General features: G+C 63.5%; 24 protein-coding genes. 11 read left to right on the top strand and 13 right to left on the bottom strand.

The genetic code is table 11. The features are described 5' to 3' along the window. Positions 1-8 precede the first annotated feature (8 nt). The 9 genes from Q0X18_RS13070 to Q0X18_RS13030 form a co-directional block, all read right to left on the bottom strand. Entirely contained in the window at positions 9-1,370 is a 1,362-nt protein-coding gene (locus Q0X18_RS13070; RefSeq protein ID WP_297563270.1) for an aspartate aminotransferase family protein, read from the bottom strand. A 12-nt stretch (positions 1,371-1,382) separates the two neighbouring features. Next, complete coding sequence (gene aac(6'), locus Q0X18_RS13065) at positions 1,383-1,814, bottom strand: aminoglycoside 6'-N-acetyltransferase (protein ID WP_297563269.1); 432 nt, start codon at positions 1,812-1,814, stop codon at positions 1,383-1,385. Next, positions 1,811-3,352 carry an amidohydrolase gene (locus Q0X18_RS13060; protein WP_297563267.1) on the bottom strand — a complete coding sequence of 514 codons (1,542 nt, stop codon included), beginning with the start codon at positions 3,350-3,352 and terminating at the stop codon, positions 1,811-1,813. Before Q0X18_RS13060 ends, aac(6') begins: the two co-directional genes overlap by 4 nt. A gap of 112 nt (positions 3,353-3,464) precedes the next feature. Then, positions 3,465-3,767 carry a nucleotidyltransferase family protein gene (locus tag Q0X18_RS13055; protein ID WP_297563266.1) on the bottom strand — a complete coding sequence of 101 codons (303 nt, stop codon included), beginning with the start codon at positions 3,765-3,767 and terminating at the stop codon, positions 3,465-3,467. Between the two features lie 129 nt (positions 3,768-3,896). After that, the gene (locus Q0X18_RS13050; RefSeq protein ID WP_297563264.1) at positions 3,897-4,556 is read right to left on the bottom strand and encodes a GNAT family N-acetyltransferase; all 660 of its coding nucleotides are present in this window, start codon (positions 4,554-4,556) and stop codon (positions 3,897-3,899) included. 9 nt (positions 4,557-4,565) lie between these two features. Beyond that, the gene (locus Q0X18_RS13045; RefSeq protein WP_297563263.1) at positions 4,566-5,594 is read right to left on the bottom strand and encodes a PotD/PotF family extracellular solute-binding protein; all 1,029 of its coding nucleotides are present in this window, start codon (positions 5,592-5,594) and stop codon (positions 4,566-4,568) included. Positions 5,595-5,644: 50 nt separating this feature from the next. Then, positions 5,645-6,601 (bottom strand): threonine/serine dehydratase, encoded by a 957-nt coding sequence (locus tag Q0X18_RS13040; protein WP_297563262.1) that lies wholly within the window; start codon positions 6,599-6,601, stop codon positions 5,645-5,647. A gap of 7 nt (positions 6,602-6,608) precedes the next feature. Beyond that, positions 6,609-7,961, bottom strand: a complete 1,353-nt coding sequence (locus Q0X18_RS13035; RefSeq protein WP_297563261.1) for an aspartate aminotransferase family protein — start codon at positions 7,959-7,961, stop codon at positions 6,609-6,611. Positions 7,962-8,123: 162 nt separating this feature from the next. After that, entirely contained in the window at positions 8,124-9,395 is a 1,272-nt protein-coding gene (locus Q0X18_RS13030) for a serine hydrolase (protein ID WP_297563259.1), read from the bottom strand. Positions 9,396-9,683: 288 nt separating this feature from the next. On the opposite strand from Q0X18_RS13030, the gene metK reads away from it, so the two are divergent. The 4 genes from metK (at position 9,684) to pruA (ending at position 14,182) form a co-directional block, all read left to right on the top strand. Beyond that, positions 9,684-10,859 carry a methionine adenosyltransferase gene (metK, locus tag Q0X18_RS13025; RefSeq protein ID WP_297563258.1) on the top strand — a complete coding sequence of 392 codons (1,176 nt, stop codon included), beginning with the start codon at positions 9,684-9,686 and terminating at the stop codon, positions 10,857-10,859. An 83-nt stretch (positions 10,860-10,942) separates the two neighbouring features. Next, on the top strand, positions 10,943-11,602 hold the full coding sequence (locus Q0X18_RS13020) for a GntR family transcriptional regulator (protein ID WP_297563257.1): 660 nt from the start codon (positions 10,943-10,945) through the stop codon (positions 11,600-11,602). Positions 11,603-11,612: 10 nt separating this feature from the next. Next, entirely contained in the window at positions 11,613-12,536 is a 924-nt protein-coding gene (locus Q0X18_RS13015) for a proline dehydrogenase (RefSeq protein ID WP_297563256.1), read from the top strand. 98 nt (positions 12,537-12,634) lie between these two features. Continuing rightward, on the top strand, positions 12,635-14,182 hold the full coding sequence (gene pruA, locus Q0X18_RS13010) for an L-glutamate gamma-semialdehyde dehydrogenase (RefSeq protein ID WP_297563255.1): 1,548 nt from the start codon (positions 12,635-12,637) through the stop codon (positions 14,180-14,182). Here pruA and Q0X18_RS13005 read toward each other — a convergent pair. Then, positions 14,179-14,640 carry an HD domain-containing protein gene (locus Q0X18_RS13005; RefSeq protein WP_297563254.1) on the bottom strand — a complete coding sequence of 154 codons (462 nt, stop codon included), beginning with the start codon at positions 14,638-14,640 and terminating at the stop codon, positions 14,179-14,181. The two genes, pruA and Q0X18_RS13005, sit on opposite strands and share 4 nt — an antisense overlap. 95 nt (positions 14,641-14,735) lie before the next feature. On the opposite strand from Q0X18_RS13005, the gene Q0X18_RS13000 reads away from it, so the two are divergent. After that, the gene (locus tag Q0X18_RS13000) at positions 14,736-15,386 is read left to right on the top strand and encodes an MIP/aquaporin family protein (RefSeq protein WP_297563253.1); all 651 of its coding nucleotides are present in this window, start codon (positions 14,736-14,738) and stop codon (positions 15,384-15,386) included. Between the two features lie 55 nt (positions 15,387-15,441). Here the strand turns inward: Q0X18_RS13000 and Q0X18_RS12995 are convergent, their stop codons facing one another. After that, entirely contained in the window at positions 15,442-16,107 is a 666-nt protein-coding gene (locus tag Q0X18_RS12995) for a uracil-DNA glycosylase (protein ID WP_297563251.1), read from the bottom strand. 158 nt (positions 16,108-16,265) lie between these two features. On the opposite strand from Q0X18_RS12995, the gene Q0X18_RS12990 reads away from it, so the two are divergent. The 4 genes from Q0X18_RS12990 to Q0X18_RS12975 all read left to right on the top strand — a co-directional run bounded on the left by Q0X18_RS12990 (position 16,266) and on the right by Q0X18_RS12975 (position 20,102). Further along, positions 16,266-17,741 carry a nitronate monooxygenase gene (locus Q0X18_RS12990; RefSeq protein WP_297563249.1) on the top strand — a complete coding sequence of 492 codons (1,476 nt, stop codon included), beginning with the start codon at positions 16,266-16,268 and terminating at the stop codon, positions 17,739-17,741. Between the two features lie 129 nt (positions 17,742-17,870). Further along, a complete protein-coding gene (locus Q0X18_RS12985; protein WP_297563248.1) occupies positions 17,871-18,044 on the top strand; it encodes a hypothetical protein in 174 nt (57 codons plus the stop codon). Positions 18,045-18,128: 84 nt separating this feature from the next. Further along, the gene (locus Q0X18_RS12980; protein WP_297563247.1) at positions 18,129-18,812 is read left to right on the top strand and encodes a VWA domain-containing protein; all 684 of its coding nucleotides are present in this window, start codon (positions 18,129-18,131) and stop codon (positions 18,810-18,812) included. An 84-nt stretch (positions 18,813-18,896) separates the two neighbouring features. Then, positions 18,897-20,102, top strand: a complete 1,206-nt coding sequence (locus tag Q0X18_RS12975; protein WP_297563246.1) for a folylpolyglutamate synthase/dihydrofolate synthase family protein — start codon at positions 18,897-18,899, stop codon at positions 20,100-20,102. Between the two features lie 7 nt (positions 20,103-20,109). Here Q0X18_RS12975 and Q0X18_RS12970 read toward each other — a convergent pair whose 3' ends face one another. Beyond that, positions 20,110-21,465, bottom strand: a complete 1,356-nt coding sequence (locus Q0X18_RS12970) for an aspartate aminotransferase family protein (RefSeq protein ID WP_297563245.1) — start codon at positions 21,463-21,465, stop codon at positions 20,110-20,112. 116 nt (positions 21,466-21,581) lie between these two features. Between Q0X18_RS12970 and Q0X18_RS12965 the strand changes: the two genes are divergently transcribed. Next, positions 21,582-22,922 carry an MATE family efflux transporter gene (locus Q0X18_RS12965; protein ID WP_297563243.1) on the top strand — a complete coding sequence of 447 codons (1,341 nt, stop codon included), beginning with the start codon at positions 21,582-21,584 and terminating at the stop codon, positions 22,920-22,922. Between the two features lie 177 nt (positions 22,923-23,099). Then, positions 23,100-23,879 (top strand): PaaX family transcriptional regulator C-terminal domain-containing protein, encoded by a 780-nt coding sequence (locus tag Q0X18_RS12960; protein ID WP_297563241.1) that lies wholly within the window; start codon positions 23,100-23,102, stop codon positions 23,877-23,879. Between the two features lie 116 nt (positions 23,880-23,995). On the opposite strand, the gene Q0X18_RS12955 is transcribed toward Q0X18_RS12960, so the two are convergent. After that, positions 23,996-25,174 carry an IS256 family transposase gene (locus tag Q0X18_RS12955; RefSeq protein ID WP_297559156.1) on the bottom strand — a complete coding sequence of 393 codons (1,179 nt, stop codon included), beginning with the start codon at positions 25,172-25,174 and terminating at the stop codon, positions 23,996-23,998. Positions 25,175-25,313: the final 139 nt, after the last annotated feature.

Raw genomic sequence — 25,313 nt, 5'->3', positions numbered from 1 at the left:
GATTGAGGCTACCCGATAAGCGCCCTAACCGCCTCCTCGAACACCTCGGTATGCCGCCGCACCTGGGCCGCGGTGGTCTCGGGCGAGATCAGGGTCATGTTGTGGAAGGGGGTGAGCAGGATGCCGCGGTTCAGCATGAAGAGGTGGATGAAGGGGTCGAGGTCGGGGTCCTGGCCGGCCAGGGCCTCGCTGCCGTTTTGGGCGGGGTTGGGGCGGAAGAGGTACTCGACCCGGCAGCCTACGCGGGTGACGTGCCAGGGCAGGCGGTAGCGCGTCATCACCTCCTGCACCTCGGCCTCGAGCTGCCTTCCCAGGGCGATCATGTGCTGGTAGGCGGCCTCGGTCAGGACGTGCTCGAGGGTGGCCCGCATGGCCGCCAGCGAGAGGGCGTTGGCCGCCAGGGTGCCGCCAATCCCGCCGGTATCGGCGTAGGGGGGCTGGATGACCGCCTGGGCCCGCTGGCCCACTTCCTCGCTAAAGCCGTAGGCGGCGCTGGGAATGCCGCTGCCCAGGGGCTTGCCCACCGTAAGCATGTCGGGCTCGAGGCCGTGGGCGCGGGTATAGCCGCCCGGCCCCGCCGAGAGGGTGTGGGTCTCGTCCAGAATCAAAAGCGTGCCGTAGCGGCGGGTGAGCTCGCGCAGGGTCTGATGAAAGCCGGGGGCAGGCTGCACGATGCCCACGTTGGTCATCACCGGCTCGGCCAGCACCGCTGCCACGTCGCCGGGGCGCAAGGCTTCTTCCAGGGCCTCCGGGTCGTTCCATTCCACCACCTTGGTGGTGAGGGTGGGGTCTACCTGCGGCCCGATGTTGCCGGGGCGGCTGGCGGGTTTGCCCTCTACCAGCCAGGCATAGGCCTCGTCCACGGTGCCGTGGTAGCAGCCGTGGAAGACCAGCACCCTGGGCCGGGCGGTGATGGCCCGCGCCAGCCGGAGGGCAAAGCGGTTGGCATCGGTGGCCGAGAGGGCAAACTGCCAGTATTTCAGGCCAAAGCGGCGCTGCAACTCCTCGGCCACCCAGAAGGCGTTTTCGCTGGGCAGCATGGTGGTGATGCCCTTGTGGAGCTGTTCGGCAATGGCTGGTAGCGCGGCGGCGGGGGAGTGGCCGGTCATGGCCCCGGTGTCGCCCAGGCAGAGGTCAATGTATTCGTGCCCGTCCACATCGCGGAAAGTAGCACCCCTGGCCTCAGCCACAAAGATGGGGAAGCCCCCCGGCCAGCGGGTCATCCAGTGCATGGGCACGCCCGCGAGGAGAGAGTGCTGGGCGCGCTGGTAGAGCGCCTGCGAATGCGGGTGCTGCTCGGAAAAGCGCTGCTGCTCGGCTTGCATCAAGGCCCTGACTTTGTTGCGGTCTATGGTTGCGGTGTGGGGCATGGCGCCTCTCCTTTATAGCGATTTGCGAAAACAGACGATGCGCTCAACTTCCTGGTAGCCCAGACACGCGTGGGCCTGGTGGCTCGGGGTGTTGGATAGCTCGCTGTCGGAGGCCATCTCGCTACAGCCCCTGGCCCTGGCCCAGTCTTCGGCGGCCTGCACCAGTCGGCGCCCAATGCCGGTCTTGCGGTGCTTTGGCACGACGTACCAGCCCTCCAGATAGCCCACCGGGCTGCTCTCGCAACCCTCGGCATAGTCGCGGAGCGAAACCTCCACAAAGCCAACAAGCTGCCCGTTTTGCTCGGCCACAAAGCTGGCGAGGCGATGGTTGTTCAGGATTTTGCTTACCTCGAGCTCGAAGTCGGCTGCGCTGTCGGGCCACAGGGCCGTGCGGAGGGCAAAGTAGGCGGGTAGGTCTTGGGGTTGTAATGGGCGGATAGTCATGGGGCCGCCTTTCCGCCCACTACCGTCTGGGAAATGCTCAGGCTATAGGGGTCGCGCAGGTCGCCCTCGAGCACCACCAGGTCGGCCCACTGGCCCACCTCTAAAGTCCCCCGGTTGGCCCCGTCGCCCTGGGCTACGGTCCCGCCCACGGTGTAGGCCCAGAGGGCTTGCTCGAGGGTCACCTGGTTGCCCTCCACCAAAGGCTCCCGCAGAGCGGCCTGCAGGCCCTTGAGCGGCTCCACCTGCTGCACCACCGGCCCATCGGAACTGAAGGCCACCGTCAGGCCCGCCTCGAACATGGCCCGCAGGTTGAAGCAGCGCCCCAGCCAGGCGTCGGGTACGTAGCGCTGGTAGTTGGCCCGCAGCTCGCGCAGGAAGATGGGCTGGGGCACGGCGATAACCCTCAGTTGGCGGGCTTTGTGCAGGTGCTCGGGGCCGGCCAGCCCGAAATGCTCGATGCGGTGGCGCGGGCCGGGCGCTTCCTGGTACAGCCGCTCGTAGACCCGTAAAACCTGATCCAGCGCCCGGTCGCCAATGGCATGGGTGCCAATGCGAAAACCCGCGCGGTGGGCTTCCTGGGCCAGCTCGAGCAGCTCCTCTTCCTCGAAGCGCAGGATGCCGTACTGGGGGGGCTCGAGGGTTTTATACGGCTGTGAGATGGCCGCCGTGGCCCCCGAGAGGCCCCCATCGGCAAAAAACTTGACCGAGTCGCAGCGCAGCCAGTCCGAACGGTGCTTCTCGGGCAGCGGGAAGGTCTCGCTTCCCCCGTCCGGGCGGCGGATGTAGAGCAGATTAACCCGGATGGGCAGCTCACCGCGGGCGTCTAGGGCCCGGTAGGCCGCGTAGAGCGGGGGGTCTACGGCCGGGTCGGTGGCGCTGGTGATGCCCAGGCTCTGCAGATATTCCAGGCCAGCCCGAATCCAGTGCTCGTACTGGGCCTGGCTGGGCTCGCCCATGGCCCTGAACACCAGCCCGTAGGCGGTCTCGTACAGGATGCCCTGCTCGAAATTAATCTCGCCGCCCGGCACGTGGGTCTCGGGGGTGATGCCCGCGAGCTGTAGGGCTTGCGAGTTAACCGCGTGGATATGGGCGCAGGTGCGGGTGAGCAGCACCGGGTTGTGGGGGGCCCGCCGATCCAGCGCGGCCTTATCGGGCATGGCCTTCTCGGCCAGCAGGGCCTCGTTCCAGCCGCGCCCCCACAGCCACTCGCCGGGCTTTAGCGTTTTGGCCCGCGCCTCCACAAGGCGGTAGAGTTCCTCCAGGCTGGGCACCCCCCGCAGGTCGAGCAGGGTGGTGCGGAGCTGCCCCACCTTCCAGACGTGAATATGCGCGTCGTTGAAGCCCGGCAACACAGTGCGGCCTTCCAGGTGGATGCGCTGGGTATCGGGGGTGGTCAGGTGCTCCACCTCCGAGAGCCTGCCCACCGCGGCGATTTTGCCTTCGCGGATGAGGAGGGCCTCGAGGGGCTTTAGAACGTAGCCTGACCCTTCAAGGGTAGGGGAGAGGATGTTACCGCCAAACAGGAGGTGCTGGGGCATGGGGTTATTGTATGGCTTTGGGGGGCTCGAGGCTCGCTACACACAATCCCTAGCAGCCCAGTTCGTGTTGATGTCCTCTTTTATGCTGCTTGAGAAATTACATTTCGCTCGCTCAGACATACTCGATGCTCTCAGCAATGTCCTTGGCAATGGGGGCTACCCTAATCCCCTGTATGCCTGCCGGCGTGAGTATATCCACCTGGCGACCTATTAATCCCTCGAGATACTCGGCCAGCTCAACGAACCTAAAGCCAATGGGTTGCTCAAACTCCACGACCAGATCCACATCGCTTTCGTCCGTGGGTTGTCCTTTGGCAAACGACCCAAACACACCAATCCGTTGTACCCCATAAACGTCGGAGAGGTGGGCACGGTTTTGCTTGAGCAAGGCCAGGGTTTGTTCTTTTGATAGCATGTTCGCTTCCTAAAAGATGAACCAAACTGTGTATAACTGAATATCAACTGCGAACGAACCGAGTTTGATGAGGCGAACCGGATTGGAAGTTAGGGAGTTTGCGTGCCATGAATTCATTTCATCTTTGCCTTACGATAGCAACCGCTCCGGATTCCGCCACACGATAAACACCCCGTAGTTGCCACAACTGGGGTCGTCGAGGTAATCCGGCATAATGCCCCACACACAGTAGCCCCGCTTGAGCTGTACCGAGAGCACCGGGTCGAACATCTCGCCGCGCACCACTTTTTGCACGTACTGTTCTATGGCAAGGTCGCGCTGGAAGGGGGCGTAGCCCTTGGGCATGGCCCCGGCCACGTGGCCCTTGAGGCCCAGGCGGCGCACCAGGTTTTGCCGGGCGGTGTAGAGCAGGGTAGACAGGCCCAGGCCGCGGTAGTCGGGGTGCACGCCAATGTCGGCGCCGTAGAGCCAGTCGCCGCTGGGGTTGTGGGTGGTCAGCCAGTTGCCGCCTACGGCCTCGAGGTAGCGGTGCTGGAAGTGGCTAAAGTCTACCTGGGTGCAGAGGTCGGTGGAGCAGGCCACCACCCGGCCGGTCTCGCGCTCGATTACAGCATGCTGGCCTTCGGGGAAGACCTGCATATGGGCCCGGTAATGCTCGGCAGTAATGAGCTCGTCTTTGGCCAGCGAAGGAAAGGAAGCCTGCTGGATGGCCTCGAGGGCCTCGGCCATCCAGGGCTCGGACTGCACCACGGCAAAGCGGTTATCGGGGCTTTGGAGGAGTTCGGTCATATTTTTGGGCTAGCGGCTTTTGACCCGTGTCCAGGCTTCGTCCAGCACGCGGTTGTTGCTGCCCTGGTCGAGGATGAACTCGAGCACCCTCATCTGCGCCTCGGTGGGCCAGATGGCGGGGTTCTTGAGCATCTCGGGCTTCAAGAGCTTCTTGGCTGCGGCGTTGGGGGTGGCCGACTGCTGGTACTCGGCCAGGCGGGCCCCAATCTTGGCGTCCAGAATAAAGTTGATGAACTTGTGCGCGGCCTCGGGGTTGGGAGCCTTGGCCGGGATAGCCATGCTGTCAATAAACAGGGTGCTGCCCTCGCGGGGGATGGTGAAGCCGTAGCGGGGGTTGCCCTCGGCGGTGCGCAGGGCATCCTGGTTGTAGACTACCGCCGCCACAATCTGGTTGGCCAGGAGCAACTTGGTGGCCGAGACCCCACCCTGGAAGCCCTTGAAGTTGCGGCTTTGCTTGGCTGCTAGAAGGGTGTTTATCACCCGGCGAACCTGGGCGGGGTCGGTGTTGTTGACCGAGAGGCCCAGGTAGCGCTGGCCAATGCCCAGCATCTCGCGCGGGGAGTCCATCAGGGTAAAGGGCCCTTTCTGCTCTTTGGGGTCGAAGAGCACGCTCCAGGAGGCAGGCGGGGTTTTGAAGATGTCGGTGCGGTACATCAGGCCCACCGTGCCCCACAAATAGCCCACGGTGTAGCGGTTGCCGGGGTCGTAGGGCGGGTTGGCAAACTTGGGGTCGAGGTTTTTCAGGTTGGGGATTTTGCTCTTGTCCAGGGGTTGCAGCAGTTTCAGGTTAATCAGCACCGGCACGATAAAATCCGAGGGTACCACCAGATCGAACTGGCTCACGCCCCCGGCCTGGAGTTTGGCCTGCATCTCCTCGTTGGACTCGTAATAGGTGATGCGCACCTTGATGCCGGTGGCCTGTTCGAAGTCCCTGACGATACTGGGGTCAATGTAGTCGGTCCAGGTGTAAAGCTGGAGGGTCTGGTTCTGGGCCCAGGCCAGGGACATGGCTACCACAAGCGCAAGAATCGTTCGCATGGTTGGCTCCTTTTTTCGTCAAGATACCGTCTGGGTGTGTGCCCGCGCAACTAACACAGCACCGTTTGCAGGGCCGATAGCCCGATGTTGGCCCCGCAGATAACCACCACCACCCGCTGCCCCCGGTAGTGCGCGGCCTGTTTGAGCAAAGCGGCCAGGGCCACACCGGCGGCCCCTTCCAGAAGCTGGTGCTGGGTCTCGATAAAAAGCCGCATGGCGGCCTTGATTTCTTCCTCGCTCACTGTAACCCAGTTGTCCACCAGGGTTCGGCACAGTTCAAAGGTGATGGTGCTGGCCTCGAGGCCCCCCGCGCTGCCGTCCGAGAGGGTGGGCTGGGCCTCGAGGCGCACGATGCGCCCCGCCTGCACCGAGGCCCACATGGCCGCGTCGTTTGTCGGCTGGCAGCCGATTATCTGGGTTGCTGGGTTGAGCGACTTAAGGTACGCGGCGATGCCGGAGATCATCCCCCCGCCCCCCACCGTCACGAAAACGGCCTGGGGGGGCTGGGATAGCTGCTGTGCGATTTCCAGCCCGATGCTGCCCTGCCCGGCGATCACCTCAGGGTCGTTGTAGGGCGAGATGTAGGTCAGGCCGTGCTGGGCGGCGTAGCTCCGGGCGTAGGCTTCGGTGTCGTCGCCGCTCTGCCCGTAGAACCGCACCTCTGCACCATAGCGCCGGATGGCCTCGAGCTTGGTGGGGCTGGCCCCCTCCGGCACGAAGACCAGGCCCCGCGCGCCCAGCTTGGCCAGGCCAAAGGCCACCCCCGCCCCGTGGTTGCCGCTGCTGGCCGCTACCACGCCTTGTTGCAGTTGCTGGGGGGATAGCGAGAGCAGCTTGTTCAGGGCCCCCCGCACCTTGAAGCTACCGGTGTGCTGAAGGTTTTCCAGCTTCAAGTAGACCTCGGCCCCGGTGGTCTGGGAAAGGGCCGGCGAAAGCTCCAGCGGCGTCTCGCGCACGTGGGGCCGCAGGCGGGCGTGGGCCTGCCGGATGGCCTCGGGCCAGTTCATGCTGGACTCAGGCCCCCACCGCCAGGGTCTGGTAGGTCTCGCGGATGGCCCCCGCCACCACCCCCAGGGCCTCGCGCAGCATGGCTTCGGGGATGTCGAGGGCGGGCAGGAAGCGGATGCAGTTGGTGTAGAGCCCGGCCCGGATCAGAATCACCCCGCGGCGGGAGGCCAGCTTGATGGTCTCCATGGCGAACTCCTGCCAGGGTTCTTTGGTTGTGGGGTCTTTGACGAACTCGAGCACCATCATGGCCCCCAGCCCGCGCACGTCGCCCAGCACCGGGATTTCTTTTTGCAAGGGCGTGAAGGTCTCGCGGATGATCCGCTCGATGTGTTGGGCCTGCTCGAGGAAGCCCGGCGAAGTCAGGATTCGCAGGGCCTCGAGGGCCGCCGCGCAGGCCAGTGGGTTGCCGCCGTAGGTGCTGCCCACCCCGCCCACGTGGGGGCTGTCCAGAATCTCGGCCCGGCCTGTGACGGCGCTGATGGGCAGGCCGGCCCCCAGGCTCTTGGCGCTGATGAGCAGGTCGGGCACCACCCCGCTGTGCTCGATGGCCCAGAGCCTTCCGGTGCGGCCCGAGCCCGACTGAATCTCGTCGGCGATCATCACCGCCCCGGTCTGGTCGCAGACCTCGCGAATCTTGCGCAAAAACTTGTGCGGCACCGGGATAAAACCCCCCTCGCCAATCACCGGCTCTATCACGATGGCCGCCAGGGCCGAGGGGTCGATGTGCGCGGTAAGGGCGTTTTCCAGGTTCCAGCAGGCCCAGTCTACGTATTCCTCGGGGGTCATGCCCGGCGGTGTGCGGTAGAGGTTGGGCACCGGCAGCCGGTAGACCTCGGGGGCGAAGGGGCCAAAGCCCTTCTTGAACAGGCCCCATTTGCTGGTCATGGCCATGGTCAGGTTGGTGCGCCCGTGGTAGGCCCCCTCGAAGACGATAATCCCAGGGCGTCCGGTGTAGCGGCGGGCAAACTTCACGGCGTTTTCCACCGCCTCGGCCCCGCCGTTGGCCAGAAGGGTCTTTTTGGGGAAGTCGCCGGGGGTCAGGCGGTTCAGGGCCTCGCAGACCGCCACATAAGGCTCGTAGTTGGCCACGATGCTGCACATGTGCAAGAGTTCGTCGGCCTGGGCTTTGAGGGTTTCCACCACGCTCTGGGGCGTGTGCCCCACGGCCAGTACGCCAATGCCACCGGCCAGGTCAACGAGGGTGTTGCCGTCCACGTCTTCCACCAGCGAGCCGTGGGCTCTCTTAACCGCGATGGGGTTGGCCTGGGCCAGCGCGCTCGAGACGGCGGCAGCCCGGCGGGCCTGGAGTTCCTGGCTTTTGGGGCCAGGGATGGGGGTTTTGAGCTGGATATACGCCATAGATTCCTCTAATAGTTGCTAGTCGCTGGGCCGACCCCTGCCCTGGTCGAAGGGGTCGAAGCATGGTTGCTGAGCTTGTCGGAGTAAGGCCTACCGAAGGAGACCGGGGCTCACCAGGCCTGCAGGGGGCGGAATGCACGCCTTTTGCACATCCATTTGCCTCTAGCTTAGCAGACCGTACAGCGCGCTTAGAACCTGCTCTTCCCAGCGGGTGTAGGCCGAGTAAAGGCCCCTGTGCTGGGCGGGGTCACAGCCCTGGCCCCCCAGGATGTACACCAGCGCGTGAGCGGCCTGCGGGTCGAACAGTAGGCCGCTCAGAAGGCCATAGGCATCGCCTAAGTGGCCGAACCAGGGCCGGGGGTGGCCCTGCACCGGGCAGTCCTGGCCCGGCTGGTTGGTAAAACGCCAGACCCCCAGCCCCCAGCTTAGGGCCTGGCCTTCCAGGGTGTCGCCGTTGTGGCCGTTGTAGGTCCACTGGGGTGCGCACACCTGCTCGAGCGTCTTTGACTCGAGCCACTGGACGCTCCCCACCCGGCCTTGGTGCAAAAAAAGCTGGGCTATCCGGGCCAGCTCGAGGGCCGAGGCTCGCAAGCCCCCTTGCGGCGAGAAGAAGGTGGCGTTGGTGCCGGGCCGGTAGGTACGCAGATCCACGGTGGCAAACCCCCCGTCGGGCCGGTTGGGGTCGGGGACGAGGGGGCCTGCTGGAACCACCCCGCAGTGGTCGTCCACCTGGGCTACCCAGGGGCCAGCCGGGTTCCATACCCCGCCGGTTTGCTTGCGGTAGAGCACTGCTAAGTTGCCCATAGCTTCCGGGGTGAAGCGGCTCAGGTTGAAGCCACCCCCCAGGCCCAGCGGGCGCAGCACCTCGTTCTCCATAAACAGGTCGAAGCGCTGGCCCGACACGCACTCCAGCAGGGTGCCCAGTACGCCGGTGTTGAGGTTGGCATAGCAGGCGTAACTGCCGGGCGGGTGGGCTGGGTCGAAGTGGGCCCCGGCCTCAAAAAAACGCCCCTGGGGATGAAAAAAGTCCTGAAGCGTGTAGGGGCTGGGAATGGCGTAGCACGAGCCGTCGCGCAACGAGGAGGTGTGCGAGAGCAGGTGCTGAACCCGGATGGGCGCCTGCGGAAACGCCGGGTTGCGCAGGGGAAAGCCCAGGTACTGGCTTACATCGGCCTCGAGGTCGAGCTTCCCCTGCTCCACCAGCCGCATGGCCCCCAGCGCCACCACCAGCTTGGAGATGGAGGCCACCCGGAAGCGGGTCTGGTTGTTGACGGGCAGGCACTGGCTGGGGTCGGGGTCAAGGTAGCGATACCCAAACGATCGGGCATAGACCACCTCCCCGGCCCGAACCACCGCCACCTGCAAGCTGGGCAGGGCGTGTAGCGGGTCTTCGAGCAGCAGTTGCAGGTGCTGGTGGGTGTCCTCGAGCGTCACTAGCCCAGATTCTACGCGGATGCAACACCCTCGCGCGAGGCTCTCTTCCACTGTTGTCGGGCCGGCTATCGGTAAAATCGATACTGGCAGCTCCTTCTTTACCCAGCGAGCTTCTAAACCTGCCCTTTTTCACCCCGTTAGTGGTCTGCATGGCGAGCAGCTGGGCACGGTACAATATACTGGAACCGGTTTGGCACAACCGTTACTGGCAATTTATGTCGAGCGGAAAGATGGGGTGCTATACTCTGTCGGTTGACGCGGCTTGACCGTGTGCTGAGGAGGACAAAGTTGCGACGACTGATAACTTCGGAATCGGTGACGGAGGGACACCCCGACAAACTGGCCGACCGCATCTCGGATGCGGTGCTGGACGCGATTCTGGCCAAGGATCCCGAGGCCAGGGTGGCCTGCGAAACCCTGGTAACCACCGGCCTGGTGATGGTGGCGGGCGAGATTACCACCAATAGCTACGTGGATATTCCCCGCCTGGTGCGCCAGACCGTGCTCGAGGTGGGCTATACCCGGGCCAAATACGGCTTCGACGGCGATACCTGCGCGGTGCTTACAGCCATCGATGAGCAGTCGCCGGACATTGCGGGCGGGGTCAACGAGTCCTGGGAGTGGCGGGTGCTGGGTTCCCGCGATGAGTTCGACCGGGTGGGTGCCGGCGACCAGGGCCTGATGTTCGGCTACGCCACCGACGAGACCCCCGAGCTGATGCCGCTGCCCATCTCGCTGGCCCACCGCCTGACCCGCCGCCTGGCCGAGGCCCGCAAAACCGGGGAAATTCCCTATCTGCGCCCCGATGGCAAGGCCCAGGTGACGGTGGTCTACGAGGGCCAGAAGCCCCTCTACGTGGGTACGGCCCTGATCTCCACCCAGCACTCCGAAGAAGTGGAGGCCGACCAGATCCACCACGACATCCGCACCAAGGTGATCGAAAAGGCCATTCCCGAAGAGTACCTGAGCAAAGAGACCCTCTACCTGGTCAACCCTTCGGGCAAGTTTGTGATTGGGGGGCCGCACGGCGACACCGGCCTGACCGGGCGCAAAATTATCGTGGATACCTACGGCGGCGCGGTGCCCCACGGCGGCGGCGCTTTCAGCGGTAAAGACCCCACCAAGGTAGACCGCTCGGCGGCTTATTACGCCCGCTACATCGCCAAGAACATCGTGGCGGCAGGGCTGGCCAAGCGCGCCCTGATCGAGCTGGCCTACGCCATCGGCAAGGCCCGCCCGGTGGGGATGCGGGTCGAGACCTTTGGCACCGGGATTGTACCCGACGAGAAAATCACCGAGGTGGCCCAGAAGGTCTTTGATGCCCGCCCCAAGGCCATCATCGAGAATCTGAAACTGCAGCGCCCCATCTACACCCCCACCTCGGCCTATGGGCACTTTGGCCGTGAGGGCTTCCCCTGGGAGAACACCGACAAGGTCGAGGAACTACGCAAGCTCCTGCCTTAGTGCTCAGTAATTGCTCCGGACGGCCCACAGGCCGTCCTTTTTGTTTGACCTAGGGAAATCCACATGTATACTGTATACAGTTTATGGCCCAGTTTCAGCGACCCCACTCGGTGCGGGAGGCGGCCTATGCCCATTTGCGGGGGGCCATCCTGATGGGGGCCTTGTTGCCGGGGGCGCGCATCTCCGAGCCGGGGCTGGCGCAGGAACTGGGGGTCAGCCGTACCCCGGTGCGCGAGGCCTTGCAGCGCCTGGCCCAGGAAGGGCTGGTAGAACTGCTGCCAGGCAAGGGAGCGCGGGTGCGGGTGCTCTCGGCCGAGGAGGTACGCGAGGTTTACGATGTGCGAGCCCTGCTCGAGGGCGAGGCGGCGGCCCTGGCGGCGCAAAACGCCACCGAGGACGAACTGAGCCGGCTGGAGCGGCTGCTCCAGGCGCTCGATGTCCTGCCCAAGGAAGCCTATGCCCAGCAGATGCAGGTGGACTTCGACTTCCACACCGCCCTGATCGAAGCGGCCCACAACAAAACCCTGGCCCGCATCTACGCCGATCTGCGCTCGAGCCTCACCCTCGTCCGCTCGTTTCAGCAAACCCTTTCCCAGCACCCCAAAACCCGCCAGCAGCACCGGGCCATTCTGTCGGCGCTCAAGGCCCGCAACCCAGCCGAGGCCGCCGAGGCCGCCCGGGCGCATGTGCGCTATTTCCGCGACCTGGTCATGCAAAGCCTTCAGGCGCAGGTCTGGCAGTAGAGGAGCCCCTATGGATTTCAACCAAAGCTATCGCTCGTTTGTGCTGGCCATTGCCCAGAATCCCAGCATCAAGCATCTGGTGCTCACCCGTGGCCGCAACTTTGCCCGCCGCTTCATCGCCGGGGATACCCTCGAGGAGGCCTTGCAGGCAGTGGAGGCCCTCGAGCGCGACCGGATTCACGCCATCCTGGATCTGCTGGGCGAGATGGTCACTTCCGAAGCCCAGGCCCGGCAGTTCCAGCGCGAGATTATCCGGCTGGTGCAGGCCTTGGGTGAGCGACCTTACCCCCGCTATGTGGCCCTCAAGCTCACCCAGCTAGGTCTGGATATCTCCGAAGACCTGGCTTTTTCGTTGATGGTGGAGATTCTGAGCGAGGCCCGGCAGCACGACTGCTTCGTGCGCATGGACATGGAGGACAGTCCCCGCGTAGACGCCACGCTCCGGATGTACCGGCGGTTGCGCGAGGCCGGCTTCGATAACACCGGGGTGGTGCTGCAAAGTTACCTCAAGCGCACTGAGCAAGACCTGCAAGCCCTGATACCCCTCAAAGCGCCGGTGCGCATTGTGAAGGGTGCCTACAAAGAACCCCCCGAGGTGGCTTTTCAGGATAAGCGCCTGGTGGATGCCCAGTTTGTGCTGCTGTGCAAGAAAGCCCTGGAAAACGGCCTCTACACGGCCATTGCCAGCCACGACCCCCAGATCATCCAGGAGATGAAACGCTGGACGGCGCAGATGGGCATCGGGCCGGATCGCTTCGAGTTTCAACTGCTTTACGGGGTGCGCCGCGACGAGCAGAAAAAGCTGGCCGCCGAGGGCTATACCGTGCGGGCCTACGTGCCCTACGGTACCGACTGGTATCCCTATTTCTCGCGCCGCATCGCCGAGCGCCCCGAGAACCTTTTGTTTGTGGCGCGCAGCCTGATCCAGGGGTAGATATGAGCTGCTCGATGTACGCGCGCTGAGGGACTCCAGCTCTGTTCCATCCCGGGTATCGCAAACGCCTTATCGTAATCTGACTGAAAGGAGCAAGTATGACCACCGAACCCTACCGTCCCGAACCTATTGAAACCTTCCAGAGCCCCGAAGCCTTCGAGGCCATGCGCAAGGCCCTGGCCGAGGTGCGGGCCCAGTTTGGCCGCCACTATCCCCTCGTCATCGGGGGGGAGCGGGTGCACACCCCGGCCACCATCACCTCCACCAACCCCTCCAACCCCAGCGAGGTGGTGGGGGTGAGCGCCAAGGCCGGCATCGCCGAGGCCGATGCCGCCCTGGACGCGGCCTGGCGGGCCTTTAAAACCTGGCGCGACTGGCCCCAGGAGCACCGCAGCCGGGTTTTGCTGAAGGCAGCCCAGATTATGAAGCGCCGCCAGCGGGAGCTCGAGGCCTGGCTGGTCTACGAGATTGGCAAGAACTGGGTGGAGGCCGCCGCCGACGTGGCCGAGTCCATAGACTTTATTCGCTACTACGCTATCTCGGCCCTCAAGTACAAGGATGGAGCCCCGGTGGTGCCCTATCCGGGCGAGGACAACGAGGCCTTCTACATCCCGCTGGGGGTGGGGGTGGTAATTGCCCCCTGGAACTTCCCCCTGGCCATCCTAGCTGGCATGACGGTGGCCCCCATTGCGGTGGGCAACTGCGTGGTCTCCAAGCCCGCTGAAGACACGGTAGTGATTGCGGCCAAGCTCTTTGAGATTTTGGAAGAAGCCGGTCTTCCACCAGGGGTTGCCAATTTTTTGCCGGGGTCGGGCAGCGAAATTGGAGCCTATCTGGTACAGCACCCTCGCACTCGTTTCGTCAACTTTACGGGTTCGCTCGAGGTGGGCCTAAAGATCAACGAGAGCGCGGCCCGGCTTTCGCCGGGGCAGGTCTGGCTCAAACGGGTTTTCCTGGAATTGGGCGGCAAAGACGGCCTGATTGTGGACGAAACCGCGGATATTGCTGCTGCTGCGCAAGCCACTGTGCAGAGCGCCTTTGGCTTCCAGGGCCAGAAGTGCTCGGCGGCCTCGAGGCTCATCGTAGTAGATGGAATCTACGACCAGCTCATGGAGCGAGTGCTGGATCGTGCCGAAAACCTGATTGTAGGCCCGGCCGAGGAGAACCCCGATATGGGGCCGGTGGCCAGCGCCCAGCAGGAGAAAACCGTGCTCTCTTACATCGAGATTGGGCAGCAGGAGGCCAGGCTTGCGCTGGGGGGACGGCGGCTCGAGGGGGGCGGCTACTTTATCTCACCCACCATCTTCGAAAACGTATCCCCCGACGCCCGCATCGCCCAGGAGGAGATTTTTGGCCCGGTGCTCTCGGTGATCCGCGTCCCCGACTTCGACGCCGCCCTGGAGGTAGCCAACGGCACGCGCTTCGGTCTGACCGGCGGGGTCTTCTCGCGCAAGCGCGAGCGCCTCGAGCGGGCCCGGCGCGAGTTCCACGTGGGTAACCTCTACTTCAACCGCAAAATTACCGGGGCCCTGGTGGGGGTGCAGCCCTTCGGCGGCTTCAACCTCTCGGGCACCGATACCAAGGCCGGGGGGCCCGACTACCTGCTCAACTTTTTGCAGATGAAAAGCGTCACCGAGCGGTTCTAGAACTCTTCGTCTACTTCGTGTAACCGCTTAGCCCACAGGCTTACCGGCTGGTGGTGCTCCCGCACAATCTGGGCTACCTGGGGCTCGAGGATGCGCATGGCGCCATACTCGGGGTGGTGCTGGCGAATCTGCCAGGCTCCTCGCCATCCCTTGTGTAGCGGCTCAATTGGTACATCCAGGCTTATAAGCCCGGTCAGGATGCGCTCCAGGGGACGGTAGGGGCGCAGGGCTTTGCCGCAGTCGTGCAGCAGGGCGGCCCGCACGGCATAGCTGGGGGCGTCCGGGTAGCGCTCCAGCAGCCTTTTGGCTACCCGCACGGCGTGCTCGCGGTCGCGTACGTCCATGGCTTTGTACAGGTGGGCCTCCTCGATGCTGAGTTCGGCCAGTGCCCAGGCGTCATCTGGCTGGGCTTGGGCTGGGACAAAGGCCTTATATAAACGCTTGAGTCGCAACCACACGGTTTTATCCTACGTAGGCCGGCCCGTTTAGGGTGTGAATTCGGCCATTTGTGAAAAGCCGGTGGCCTACGGTAACGTATGGGCGGGAGGAAAGCATGAACCTACGTGCCCTTGTTGCAGAGTTTTTGGGGGTGTTTGCCCTGTGTTTTGTGGGGATTGGGGCCATTGCGGCCACCCAGGGCGGTGATCTGATGGCCATCGCCCTAGCCCACGGCCTGGCCATTGGTCTTTCGGTGGTGGCCTTGGGGGCTATCTCGGGCGGGCACTTTAACCCTGCCGTTACCTTCGCCATGCTCATAACCGGTCGTATTACCCCGGTGGGCGCAGTGGGTTACTGGGTGGCGCAGTTGCTGGGGGGGCTGGTCGCGGCCTTCTTTATCGGCGCTTTGTATGGCGGTACGGCGGTGGCCGACGGAACCCCGGCCCCCGGCGCGAACCACACTGCCATCCAGGCCCTCATGATGGAGGTTTTCCTGACCTTTTTCCTGGTCTCGGTCATCTTCGGCTCGGCGATCTTCAACAACTTTAGCTTTGCCGGGCTGGCGATTGGTCTGGCAATCACCATGGACATCCTGGCCGGTGGGGCCGTCTCCGGGGCGGCCATGAACCCCGCGCGGGCGCTGGGCCCGGCCATTATTGGCGGTGAATGGGCCGCGCACTGGGTCTACTGGGTGGGCCCGCTGGTAGGGGCCGGGTTGGCGGCTTTGCTCTACGACTTCTTGTACAGCAAGAAAGCAGAAAGCTAGACGGCTTTTCGCAAGCGCACCGCTGGCCTGGGGGGTTCTTCTCCAGGCCAGCTTTTTACCTGACTCCGGCCAGCGTTTTGGCCCGCTGCAAGATGGCGTCGAACATCGCCGCGGTTAGCCTGCCGGTGTTGGTGTTCTGGCGGCTCACGTGGTAGGAGCTGAGCAGAATCCGTTCTCCTACCCGATACTCGCTGCCGTGCCGAAAGGGGAGGTGGGCCTTGGGCAGGCTGTGGTATTCCAGCAGGGCCTGGTGGGCGATCTGGCCCAGGGCCAGGTAGACCCGGATATGGGGCAAGAGGGCCAGTTCTTGAGCTGTCCAGCTCGCGCAGGTGCGAAGTTCGAGCGGGCTGGGCTTGTTTTGTGGTGGGGCACAGCGCACCGCCGCGGTGATGTACACCCCCTCGAGCGCAAGGCCATCGTCCAGGTGGCTCGAGGTGGGCTGGCTGGCCAGGCCGGCCCGGTAGAGGGCAGGGTACAGAAAATCACCCGAGGCATCGCCGGTAAAAGGCCGCCCGGTGCGGTTGGAGCCGTGGGCGCCGGGGGCCAGGCCAAAAATCAAAATCCGGGCCTTGGGATCGCCAAAGCCCGGTACGGGTTTGGCCCAGTACTGGTTATTGCGAAAAGCGGCGCGTTTTTCCCGTCCAACCTGTTCGCGCCAGGCCACCAGCCGGGGGCAGGCCCGGCAGGCGGTAAGCTGGTCGTAGAGGGCCTCGAGGCTCATACAGGCCCCATTACACCATCCAACCGGGTTGCCGCTTCAAGGCTGGACTCAGTACAGACCCGGCGGCTTTTGTGCTTTAACCTTTAGTTCTCACCTGCCCATCCCATACAATCAACCATCTCGTCGTCGTCTTGAGTTGCTTATGGAGGTTTGTTGACGTGCAAAGTGTTTCTACTGTAGCCCTACCGCGCATTATCCAGGGTGGGATGGGTGTTTCTGTTTCCAACTGGCGTCTGGCTAAAACAGTTTCGATGCTGGGGCAACTGGGGGTGGTTTCTGGAACCGCCATGGATACCGTGCTGGTGCGGCGGTTGCAGGAGGGCGACCCCGGCGGGCTGATGCGCCGCGCGCTGGCTTCCTTCCCTGTGCAGCACTGGGTTAAGCCGGTGCTGGAAAAATACTTCCTGCCCGAAGGCCATAAAGGCAAGCCCTACCTGCGCCTGCCCATGCCCAGCCGGCTGGGTGATACGGCCTCGCAAATCATGCACGTGCTGGGGGGCTATGTGGAGGTGTTTCTGGCCAAGGAAGGGCATTCGGGCCTGGTGGGCATCAACCTCCTGACCAAGCTGCAACTGCCCACCCTGGGCACGCTGTATGGGGCCATGCTGGCCGGGGTGGACTACGTTTTGATGGGGGCCGGCATTCCCCGCGAGATTCCCGAAGCGCTCGATAAGCTGGCTGCCGGTGAGACCGCCTCGCTCAAAATTGACGTAACCGGCTGGACGGGCGCCGAAGCCCCCCGGCTCTACTTCGACCCACGCGAGGTGCTGGGCGGCGCGCAAACCCTCAAGCGCCCCCACTTTTTGCCCATCATCGCCTCCAACTCGCTGGCGACCCTGCTGGCCCGCAAGGTAACGGGTACCATTCAAGGCTTCGTTATCGAGGGCCCCACCGCGGGTGGGCACAACGCGCCGCCCAGGGGTGCCCCGGTTTTTGACGAGCGCGGGCAGCCGGTGTACGGCGAGCGGGACGTGGTGGATCTCGAGCAGATCAAAGCCCTGGGCCTGCCCTTCTGGCTGGCAGGGGGCACCGGCTCGCCCGAGGCCTTACAAGAAGCCCTTGCACGAGGGGCCGCTGGCATTCAGGTAGGGACGCTGTTCGCCTACAGCCAGGAGTCGGGCTTCGAGGCCAGCCTCAAACGGAGCATCCTCGAGCAGGCCGCCCGGGGGGAGGTCAGGGTCTTTACCGACCCCAAGGCCTCGCCCACCGGCTTTCCCTTCAAGGTAGCCGAAGTCGAGGGCACCCTGTCGCAACCTGAGGTATACCAGCGGCGAACGCGGGTCTGCGACCTGGGCTATCTGCGCGAGGCCTACCAGACCCCCCAAGGAAAAATTGGCTTCCGCTGCGCTTCCGAACCCATCGAGCAGTACCTGGCTAAAGGGGGTGAACTCGCCAACACCGAGGGGCGCAAGTGTCTGTGCAACGCCCTTTTGGCGGCGGTGGGGATGGGGCAGCTACAGAAAAACGGCGACCGCGAGCTACCCCTGGTAACAAGCGGCGACGACCTCGAGCGCATCGGTCGCTTTGTGCGTCAGTTTGGCACCGAGTACAGCGCACGGGATGTGGTGGCCTACTTGCTGGGCACCCCGGCTCAACCTCAAGCAGAAGTCCAGCCGGCGATGACCCATGGGTAATGCGCCTTTGATAGGAGATACCGCGTTTTTTGAAGATCAACCGTAAATGGGCCTACCATCTGGCAGGGCATTAGCCGGCAAACTCGAGAGGTAGTTTATTTGCCGAAGCGCTGCTCGAGGGGGTGAGCCGTGGGGTTCCAGTTTCCGCTCCTGCTGTTGCTGCTACTACTTTTACCACTGCTGGCCTGGGTCTACTGGCGCAGGGTAGGAGCGGAGGGCTCGAGCGGCTATGTGCTGTACCCCAACCTGGCCCAGCTGGCCCGTTTATCCGAACCCCGCTGGAAACGCCACCTGGGGGCTTAGCTGTACGGCCTGGCCCTGGCGCTGGCTATTGCGGCCCTGGCCCGTCCCGAGGCTACCATCCCCGCACCCGACAACACGGCCACCGTGATTGTGACCATCGACATCAGCCTCTCGATGCGGGCCCAGGATATCCAGCCGAGCCGCCTCGAGGCGGCCAAGCGCGAGGCGCAGAATTTTGTGCGGGCGCTGCCGGATAGCGTCAAAGTGGGGCTGGTGAGCTTCGCTGGCTACGCCACCCTGGAAGTGGAGCCCACCACCGATCACCAACGGGTGATAGACCAGATTGAGCTACTGCAGATGGCCCGCCGAACGGCCATTGGCGATGGTTTGCTGGAGAGCCTCAAGGCCATTCCTAAGGACGAAAACGACAAGCCCCTGGGATCTTCTACGGTGGTGCTGCTTTCAGACGGCCGAACCAACAGCGGCATAGACCCGCTCGAGGTCACCCCATTTGCCAAGGATATGGGGGTGGTGGTACACACCATCGGGCTGGGCCGTCGCAGCAACCCAGGCGACCCCGATCAGTACTGGGGTGGCTACTGGATGCAGTTCGACGAAGAAACCCTGCGGGCCATCGCCGACTCCACCGGGGGCCAGTACTACGCAGCCGAGTCGGCCGAGGCGTTGCGAGAAGCCTACCGCAACCTGGGCCGGGTGGTGGGCTGGAAGCCCCAGCGCACCGAGGTCAGCGGTTTATTTGGGCTGGGAGCCGGGCTGCTGCTGGCCTCGAGCCTGCTGTTATCCAACCTGCGCCGCCAGGTGCTGTAGGGCCGAGTGCATAGCCTTTCGTTCCATTTGCTGCGGATCACGAGCCCATCTAGGCGTATGTGCCAACCGCGGTAGACTGTGCCCGTGACTTATTCGGAAGCGGTGGAATGGTTGTATGCCCAGACCCGTGCCGGGGCACCCAGGGGCCTGTCGCGGATTCGAACGCTGCTGCAACGCCTGGGCCACCCCGAGGTCGCTTTCCCTACCGTTCACGTGATTGGCACCAACGGCAAAGGCAGCGTGGTGGCCTATTTAGAGGCGGCTTTCAAGGCGGCCGGTGAACGCTACGGGGCCACCACCAGCCCCCATCTGCTGGACTTTCGCGAGCGTATTCGCACCCACCTGGGCCTGATTCCCGAGGCGGAGGTGGTGCATTTTGTGGAGTGGGCCCAGGGCCAGCAGTTTTCCGAGCCGGTGGCCTTCTTCGACCTCACCACGGCGCTGGCTTTTCGGCACTTTGCAGCGGTGGGTATCAGCATAGCGGCCATCGAGGCGGGGGTGGGTGGGCTGCTGGACGCTACCAACGTGTTGCCCTGGGTGCGGGCCACGGTCTTGACCAACATCGGGGAAGACCACCTAGAAACCTTGGGGGGGTCGCTCGAGGGCGTGGCCAGGGACAAAGCAGGCGCCGTTCGGACAGGGGTTCCGGTGGTAACCGGGGCCGAGGGGATTGGGCTGGAGGTAATCCGCGCCATAGCTGCCGAACGGGCAGCACCGCTTTATGTGCTTTCGGAAAGCGGCCCTTTATTTGATCTGCCGGTGCAACCTTCGCTGCAGGGCCGCTTCCAGCGCCAAAATGCCCGCCTGGCCGCGGCGGTGTTGCGCCTGCTGGGCTACGACGAGTCCACCATATCCACAGGTTTATCCACAGCCCAGCACCCAGGCCGGATGCAGCAACTCACCTATCAGGGCGTCCCGGTGGTACTCGATGGGGCCCACAATCCCCCTGCGGCCAGGGCTTTGGTAGAAGAGCTCGAGGGCTTTCACCTGGTCTTCGGGGCTTTTCCCCGCAAGGACTACCGCACCATCCTGCAAACCCTGCTACCCAAAGCCAGGAGCGTGCGCTACACCTATGCCGCCAGAGGCGCTTTGCGCGCGGAAGAACTGTTGCAGGCATACCCGGCGCCCTACTTCGACCACCCGCTCGAGGCCCTCCAACACGCTGTTCAGTCGTCTCAACAGGACGGCAGCCCGGTGCTGGTGACGGGCTCGCTGTACCTGGTAGGGGAGATGCTCCGGCTGCTGCAGGGGCGCGCTGTAGACGGTCTGCTCACCGCCGAATCGGTTTGATGGGGGTTTAGGCACCCAGGACTTCGTCCAGGGTCTCGGCCAGGGCGTTTACCAGCTCGTCGATCTCTTGCTCGGTAATAACCAGAGGTGGGGCGATGGCAAAGCCGGTATCGTTGCAGCGCACGATCACGCCCTTTGCCCGGCTGACCTGCATTAGCCGCCCCCCAATGCCTCTAGCTGGGTCAAAGGTCTTTTTGCTGGCTTTGTCCTCCACCACCTCGACCAGGGCCATCAGGCCCTTGCCGCGCACGTTGCCCACGTGGGGGTGGGTCTCGAGCGCCTGGAGCCGCCGCAAAAGCTGCTCACCCCGCTTTTGGGCATTAATCCAAAGCTGCTCGCGCTCGATAATCTCGATGTTGGCCAGGGCCACCGCACAGGCCACCGGATGCCCCGAGTAGGTGAAACCGTGCATGAACATGCGGTCGGGGGCCGAAATGCGCTCGAAAATTTGCGGGCTGATGCCCACCCCGCCCAGCGGCACATACCCCGAGGTGATGCCCTTGGCAAAGCTGGTGATGTCGGCCTGGAAGCCGTAGGTGGTCTGGGCGAACATCTCGCCGGTGCGGCCAAAGCCGGTAATCACCTCGTCGGCAATTAGCAGAATCTCGTACTTCTTCAGAATGGGGACGATGGCCTGCCAGTAGCCCTCGGGGGGTGGCACCACGCCCCCCGCCCCCTGCACCGGTTCTCCGATAAAGGCCGCGATGGTCTCGGGGCCTTCCCGAAGGATTAAGTCCTCGAGTTCCTGGGCCAGCATGGCTACAAACCCGGCCTCCGAAAGCCCCGGATTGTTGCGGTAGGCCAGTGGCGCGCTCAGGTACAAGAACCCCGGCGGCAGCGGCCCAAAATCGGCGTGGTAGGCCGGTACGCCGGTGGCGGCCAGCGCTCCCATGGCGATCCCGTGGTAGGCCATGCGCCGCGAGATAATCTTGGTTTTTTGGGGCTGGCCCGACAGGGCCCAGTAGTAGCGGGCAATCTTGATGGCGGTCTCGTTGGACTCGGCCCCGCCCGAGGTGAACTGGAAATGGGAGTGGTGCGGCAGAAGCTGGTGCATCTTGGCCGCCAGCTCGATGACCGGGGGGGTAGCCAGCCCAAAAAAAGTGGGCTGAAAGGCCAGCTGGGCCATCTGCCGCCGGGCGGCCTCCACCAGCTCCTGGCGCCCGTAGCCCACATTCACATTCCAGAGCCCGGCGAACCCATCAATGTACCACCTGCCCTCGCTGTCACGCACCTTAGAGCCCTTCCCCTCGACCAGCACCAGCGGGCCCTGTTCTTTGTGGCGGTGCAGGTTGGTGACGGGGTGCAGGTGATGGGCGATGTCCTGTTCAATCAGGCGCTCGGTGTTCCAGATGGGGGTGTTCATAGTGTTGCTGATTGTACCCCGCCCGGAAGTGGGCGGCTCGAGCCTTCCGGCCCTGCAGCACCGGCGACAGGGCAAGCGACGGGATAGATGGCTGGCTGCGTAGTATGCTGGCCTTTGTGACTGCCGATACCCGGCGCGAAATATTCACAATTGCCCTGCCGGTGAGCCTCGAGTCCACCGTTCAGCTAGCCCTTGGCTTCGTCAATCAGGTGATTGTGGGAACCCTGGGCACCGCCACCATTGCTGCGGTGGGGCTGGCTAATAACGTTCTGTTCATCGGTATTCTGTGCCTCAATACCCTGGGTGCGGGGTGCGCCATTCTGGCCAGCCGGGCCAGGGGACGGGGCGATGAGGCCGCGGTGCGGCGCATCGTGAGTTTTTTCATCGGATTTTCTTCGCTTCTGGCACTTGCGCTGGCCCTACCGTTGGGTCTGGAGGCCACCCCATTCTTGAACTTGGTAGGGGCCAACCCCGAGGTTATCTCGATTGGTGGGCCCTATCTTTCGCTGGTGGCACTGTCCTTGCCCCTAATCACCCTCAGCGTGGTGAGCAGCGCAGCTTTTCGCAGTATTGGTAAGGCCCGCATCCCCATGCTGGTAACCATCCCAACCATCGCCCTGATACCGCTATTGTCGTGGTTGTTTGCGTTTCCGTTGGGGATGGGCGCAGTAGGGGCGGCGGTGGCGGCCCTGGTGGCGCAGGGCATCCGGGCGGCGCTGTTGCTGGGGCTGCTGTTTGCAAGCCGCTGGGGGCTGCGTTGGGCCTGGCCCGACCTGAGGCAAATCCGGCCGCTGCTGGCCCAGGCCGTGCCGCTGGTGTTGCCGCTGTTCATCACCGAGGTGGTATTCAGCGGCGGGGTGTTTTTGTTCGCCCTGCTGTTCGAGCGTCTGGGCACCCAGGAATTGGCGGTGTTTCAGATTGTGAGCAACCTCGAGATGGTCTTCATCACCGCCTCGGCGGGCCTGCATTACGCGGCTACCGTGCTGGTGGCCCAGTTCATTGGGCGGGCCGACTCCCCCGGCGTCTGGGCAGTCTCGCGCCAAATCTGGCAGATTGGGCTGGCTTCGGCCGCCATCTTTGGCTTTATTTTTGCCCTGTTCGCTTTTCTCCTGCCGGTGCTCTACCCCAACACCACCCCGCAGGTGCAGGAATGGGCTTTCTGGGCCGTGCTGCTCAACGCGCTGTTCCAGCCGGTTAAGGTGTCCAACTTCATCTTTTTTGGCACCCTGGCCAGCGGGGGGGACACCCGTTTTTTACTGTTCTCCGATTTTGTGACAGTGTTTGTGGTGGGTTTGCCCCTGGCCTGGCTGCTGGCGTTTCCGTTGGGTTTGGGATTGTGGGGCATATTTCTGGGGCGGCTGCTGGGTGAGGAGACGGTGCGGGTGAGCATGTTTTTGTGGCGTTATCGAAGTGGGCGGTGGTTTCGCCTCGAGGCCCAGCCAGCGGCTTCCGATTAGGTGCTTCACGGGAAGCTTCGCTCCTTAGCCCGTCGCAGCAAACAGCGTATTTGCGCTTTCCACGGGAGCCCCAGAAAAAAAGCACCTGGCGTATGGTAATGGGGGGCTCAAACCCTGACTCTGAATGCAAACGCTTTTTTGTTGGTAGGGCAAAAATCCGTATTATACTGTGCTTCAATGCGGGCGCGGTCTTATCTATTTACACTCTACATGGAGTACCTTTACCCAGAAAACCGGGCCTGGGTGGGGGACTTGATTCGCTGGATGGAACTGCTGCAATTCAGCGAACCCGCCGTGCGGGCCGCGGTCTCGCGCAGCGTCAAACGGGGCTGGATTATGCCAGAGAAGGATGGACGCCGCGCCTACTACCGGCTTTCGCCGCGGGTATCCTGGCAGGTCGAGAAGGTGCGGGAGCGCCTGTATAGCTATGGTGCGCCATGGGATGGCAAGTGGCGCATTTTGGTCTATGCCGTGCCGGAAACCAAGCGCACCGTGCGGGATCGCTTTCGCAATGAGCTAATCCTCCTTGGCTTCGGTACGCCGGCGCCGGGCGTCTGGATCAGCCCCAACGGCTCGCTCGAGGCCGCCCGCGACCTGGTGGGCTTTTACGGCCTGCAAAACTACGTTGAGCTGTTCCAGGCCGAGCGTTTTTCCAGCACACCCTCCCTCGAGCTCATCGAAAAATCCTTCAACCTGAAGGCGGCCCAGACCCGCTACCGGGCTTTTCTGGCCCAGAAGCCACCGCGGGCCCAAAGCGCCGAGGAGGCCTTTGTGCGCCTGACCCACATGATTCACCAGGCCCGCAAGAACCTTTTCTTAGACCCCGGCCTACCGCCCGAGCTCACCCCGCCGGGCTTTTTGGGGCAGCAGGCCAAGGCGCAATTCCTGGAACTGTACAATCAGCTTTCCCGGCAGGCCCGTCCGGTGTTTGAGCCCCGTTCGGCTGCTGCGGATTGATATCAATTCTGCGCGTAATACGCATTTCGGTAGTATCATTCTGACAAGCCTAAACGATACTACCGAAATGCTTTTCTACTCCCTTCGGTCGGCTTGAATCCTTCACCTCGGTCGTGTCAAGATTTATGTGTAGCAGTCTGTGTAGAGGGGAAGTACCGCTCCTTCAGCATCTGTTCTAGCATCTCCTTTGCCTCGGCAAAGCCTCTGAGTGTACGCTCTGTCCATTTGCCCTCCTGCCTTTCGCTCTCCAGATACAGCACTTTGAACACCGCCTCCGTTGTAGGAAACTTGTGATCCCGTACCTTGGTACTGCGTCTTATCTCCCGGATAAACCGTTCCATCGGATTGGTGCTCCGAAGGTAGGGCCACAGCACCTTGGGATAGCCATAGAACCGCAGCAGCGCCGCGGAGTCCTCCCACCAACCGCTCACCAGCCGCGGGTACCTCGACCCCCAGGTTCGCCGCAGCCGCTCCAGGCCTTCCAGGGCTTCCTGTCGGCTTTCCGCCCGGTACACCCCGCGTAGATGCTCGGCCACCGCCCCCCGATCCCGTGCACGCACCTGTGCCAGGCTGGAGCGCACCATGTGCACCACGCAGCGCTGCCATTCGGCGCCGGGGTAGACCCTTTGGATGGCCGCCTCCATGCCGGGAAGGCCATCGGTCACGAAGAGCAAGACCCGCCGTAGGCCCCTTTGCCACAAGCCCTTCAACACCTCCTCCCAGGCCAGAGCGCTCTCTGCGGGCAGGAGCCAGAAGCCCAGCACCTGCCGCTCCCCGCTGGGGGTGATGCCCAGCGCCACATACACCGCCTCTTGCTGAACCCCCAGGTCGTCCCGCATGACCCTCAGAAACAGACCGTCCAGGTAGACCACGGCCAGTTCCTCCGGCAAAGGCCGCTGGCGGTACTGCTCCGCCGCCCGCAAGACCTGGTCGGTCAGGCTGCTAAGGGTCTCGTGGGTATAGCGGTGCCCCAGCAACAGGCTCAGCACCTCCGCCGCTTTGCGCTGCGTCACCCCGGCGGCATACAGGGCCACGGCCACCTCCCCCACGTCCACCAGGCGCCGGGCATAAGGTTCCAGGAAGCTGGGATAGTAGCACCCCTCGCGATCCCTGGGCATCTGGAGGTTCACTGAACCAAAGCGGGTCGAAAGCCGCCTGGGGTAGTAGCCGTTTTTGCGTCCTCCGTGTTCCCGCAAGAAGGCCTCCCGGTCGGCGTCCAGCAGAATCTGCAAGACCTCGGTGGCTGTTTCCCTTACCGCTTCGCGCAAAATCATCTGTAGGGTATCCTGATCCATGGGGTACCTCCTTGTTGATTGCGGTACCCCCTCTTTTTACACAAACCCCTACACATAATTCCTTACACGACCTTCACCTCTGACTGCGGCGGGCGGTGAAGGATTCAAGCGGAAACCTTATGAAAGGCGCATCCGGGGG

Source organism: Meiothermus sp. (assembly GCF_026004075.1).
GTDB lineage: Bacteria > Deinococcota > Deinococci > Deinococcales > Thermaceae > Meiothermus.
This window is presented reverse-complemented; position numbering and strand designations above follow the sequence as displayed.

What these genes read in the sequence shown, in the direction of transcription:
- Q0X18_RS13070 (WP_297563270.1), bottom strand. Translation starts at nt 1,370, where the DNA reads ATGCCCCACACCGCAACCATAGACCGCAACAAAGTCAGGGCCTTGATG.
- Q0X18_RS13060 (WP_297563267.1), bottom strand. Translation starts at nt 3,352, where the DNA reads ATGCCCCAGCACCTCCTGTTTGGCGGTAACATCCTCTCCCCTACCCTT.
- Q0X18_RS13055 (WP_297563266.1), bottom strand. Translation starts at nt 3,767, where the DNA reads ATGCTATCAAAAGAACAAACCCTGGCCTTGCTCAAGCAAAACCGTGCC.
- Q0X18_RS13050 (WP_297563264.1), bottom strand. Translation starts at nt 4,556, where the DNA reads ATGACCGAACTCCTCCAAAGCCCCGATAACCGCTTTGCCGTGGTGCAG.
- Q0X18_RS13045 (WP_297563263.1), bottom strand. Translation starts at nt 5,594, where the DNA reads ATGCGAACGATTCTTGCGCTTGTGGTAGCCATGTCCCTGGCCTGGGCC.
- Q0X18_RS13040 (WP_297563262.1), bottom strand. Translation starts at nt 6,601, where the DNA reads ATGAACTGGCCCGAGGCCATCCGGCAGGCCCACGCCCGCCTGCGGCCC.
- Q0X18_RS13035 (WP_297563261.1), bottom strand. Translation starts at nt 7,961, where the DNA reads ATGGCGTATATCCAGCTCAAAACCCCCATCCCTGGCCCCAAAAGCCAG.
- Q0X18_RS13020 (WP_297563257.1), top strand. Translation starts at nt 10,943, where the DNA reads ATGGCCCAGTTTCAGCGACCCCACTCGGTGCGGGAGGCGGCCTATGCC.
- Q0X18_RS13015 (WP_297563256.1), top strand. Translation starts at nt 11,613, where the DNA reads ATGGATTTCAACCAAAGCTATCGCTCGTTTGTGCTGGCCATTGCCCAG.
- pruA (WP_297563255.1), top strand. Translation starts at nt 12,635, where the DNA reads ATGACCACCGAACCCTACCGTCCCGAACCTATTGAAACCTTCCAGAGC.
- Q0X18_RS13000 (WP_297563253.1), top strand. Translation starts at nt 14,736, where the DNA reads ATGAACCTACGTGCCCTTGTTGCAGAGTTTTTGGGGGTGTTTGCCCTG.
- Q0X18_RS12995 (WP_297563251.1), bottom strand. Translation starts at nt 16,107, where the DNA reads ATGAGCCTCGAGGCCCTCTACGACCAGCTTACCGCCTGCCGGGCCTGC.
- Q0X18_RS12970 (WP_297563245.1), bottom strand. Translation starts at nt 21,465, where the DNA reads ATGAACACCCCCATCTGGAACACCGAGCGCCTGATTGAACAGGACATC.
- Q0X18_RS12960 (WP_297563241.1), top strand. Translation starts at nt 23,100, where the DNA reads ATGCGGGCGCGGTCTTATCTATTTACACTCTACATGGAGTACCTTTAC.
- Q0X18_RS12955 (WP_297559156.1), bottom strand. Translation starts at nt 25,174, where the DNA reads ATGGATCAGGATACCCTACAGATGATTTTGCGCGAAGCGGTAAGGGAA.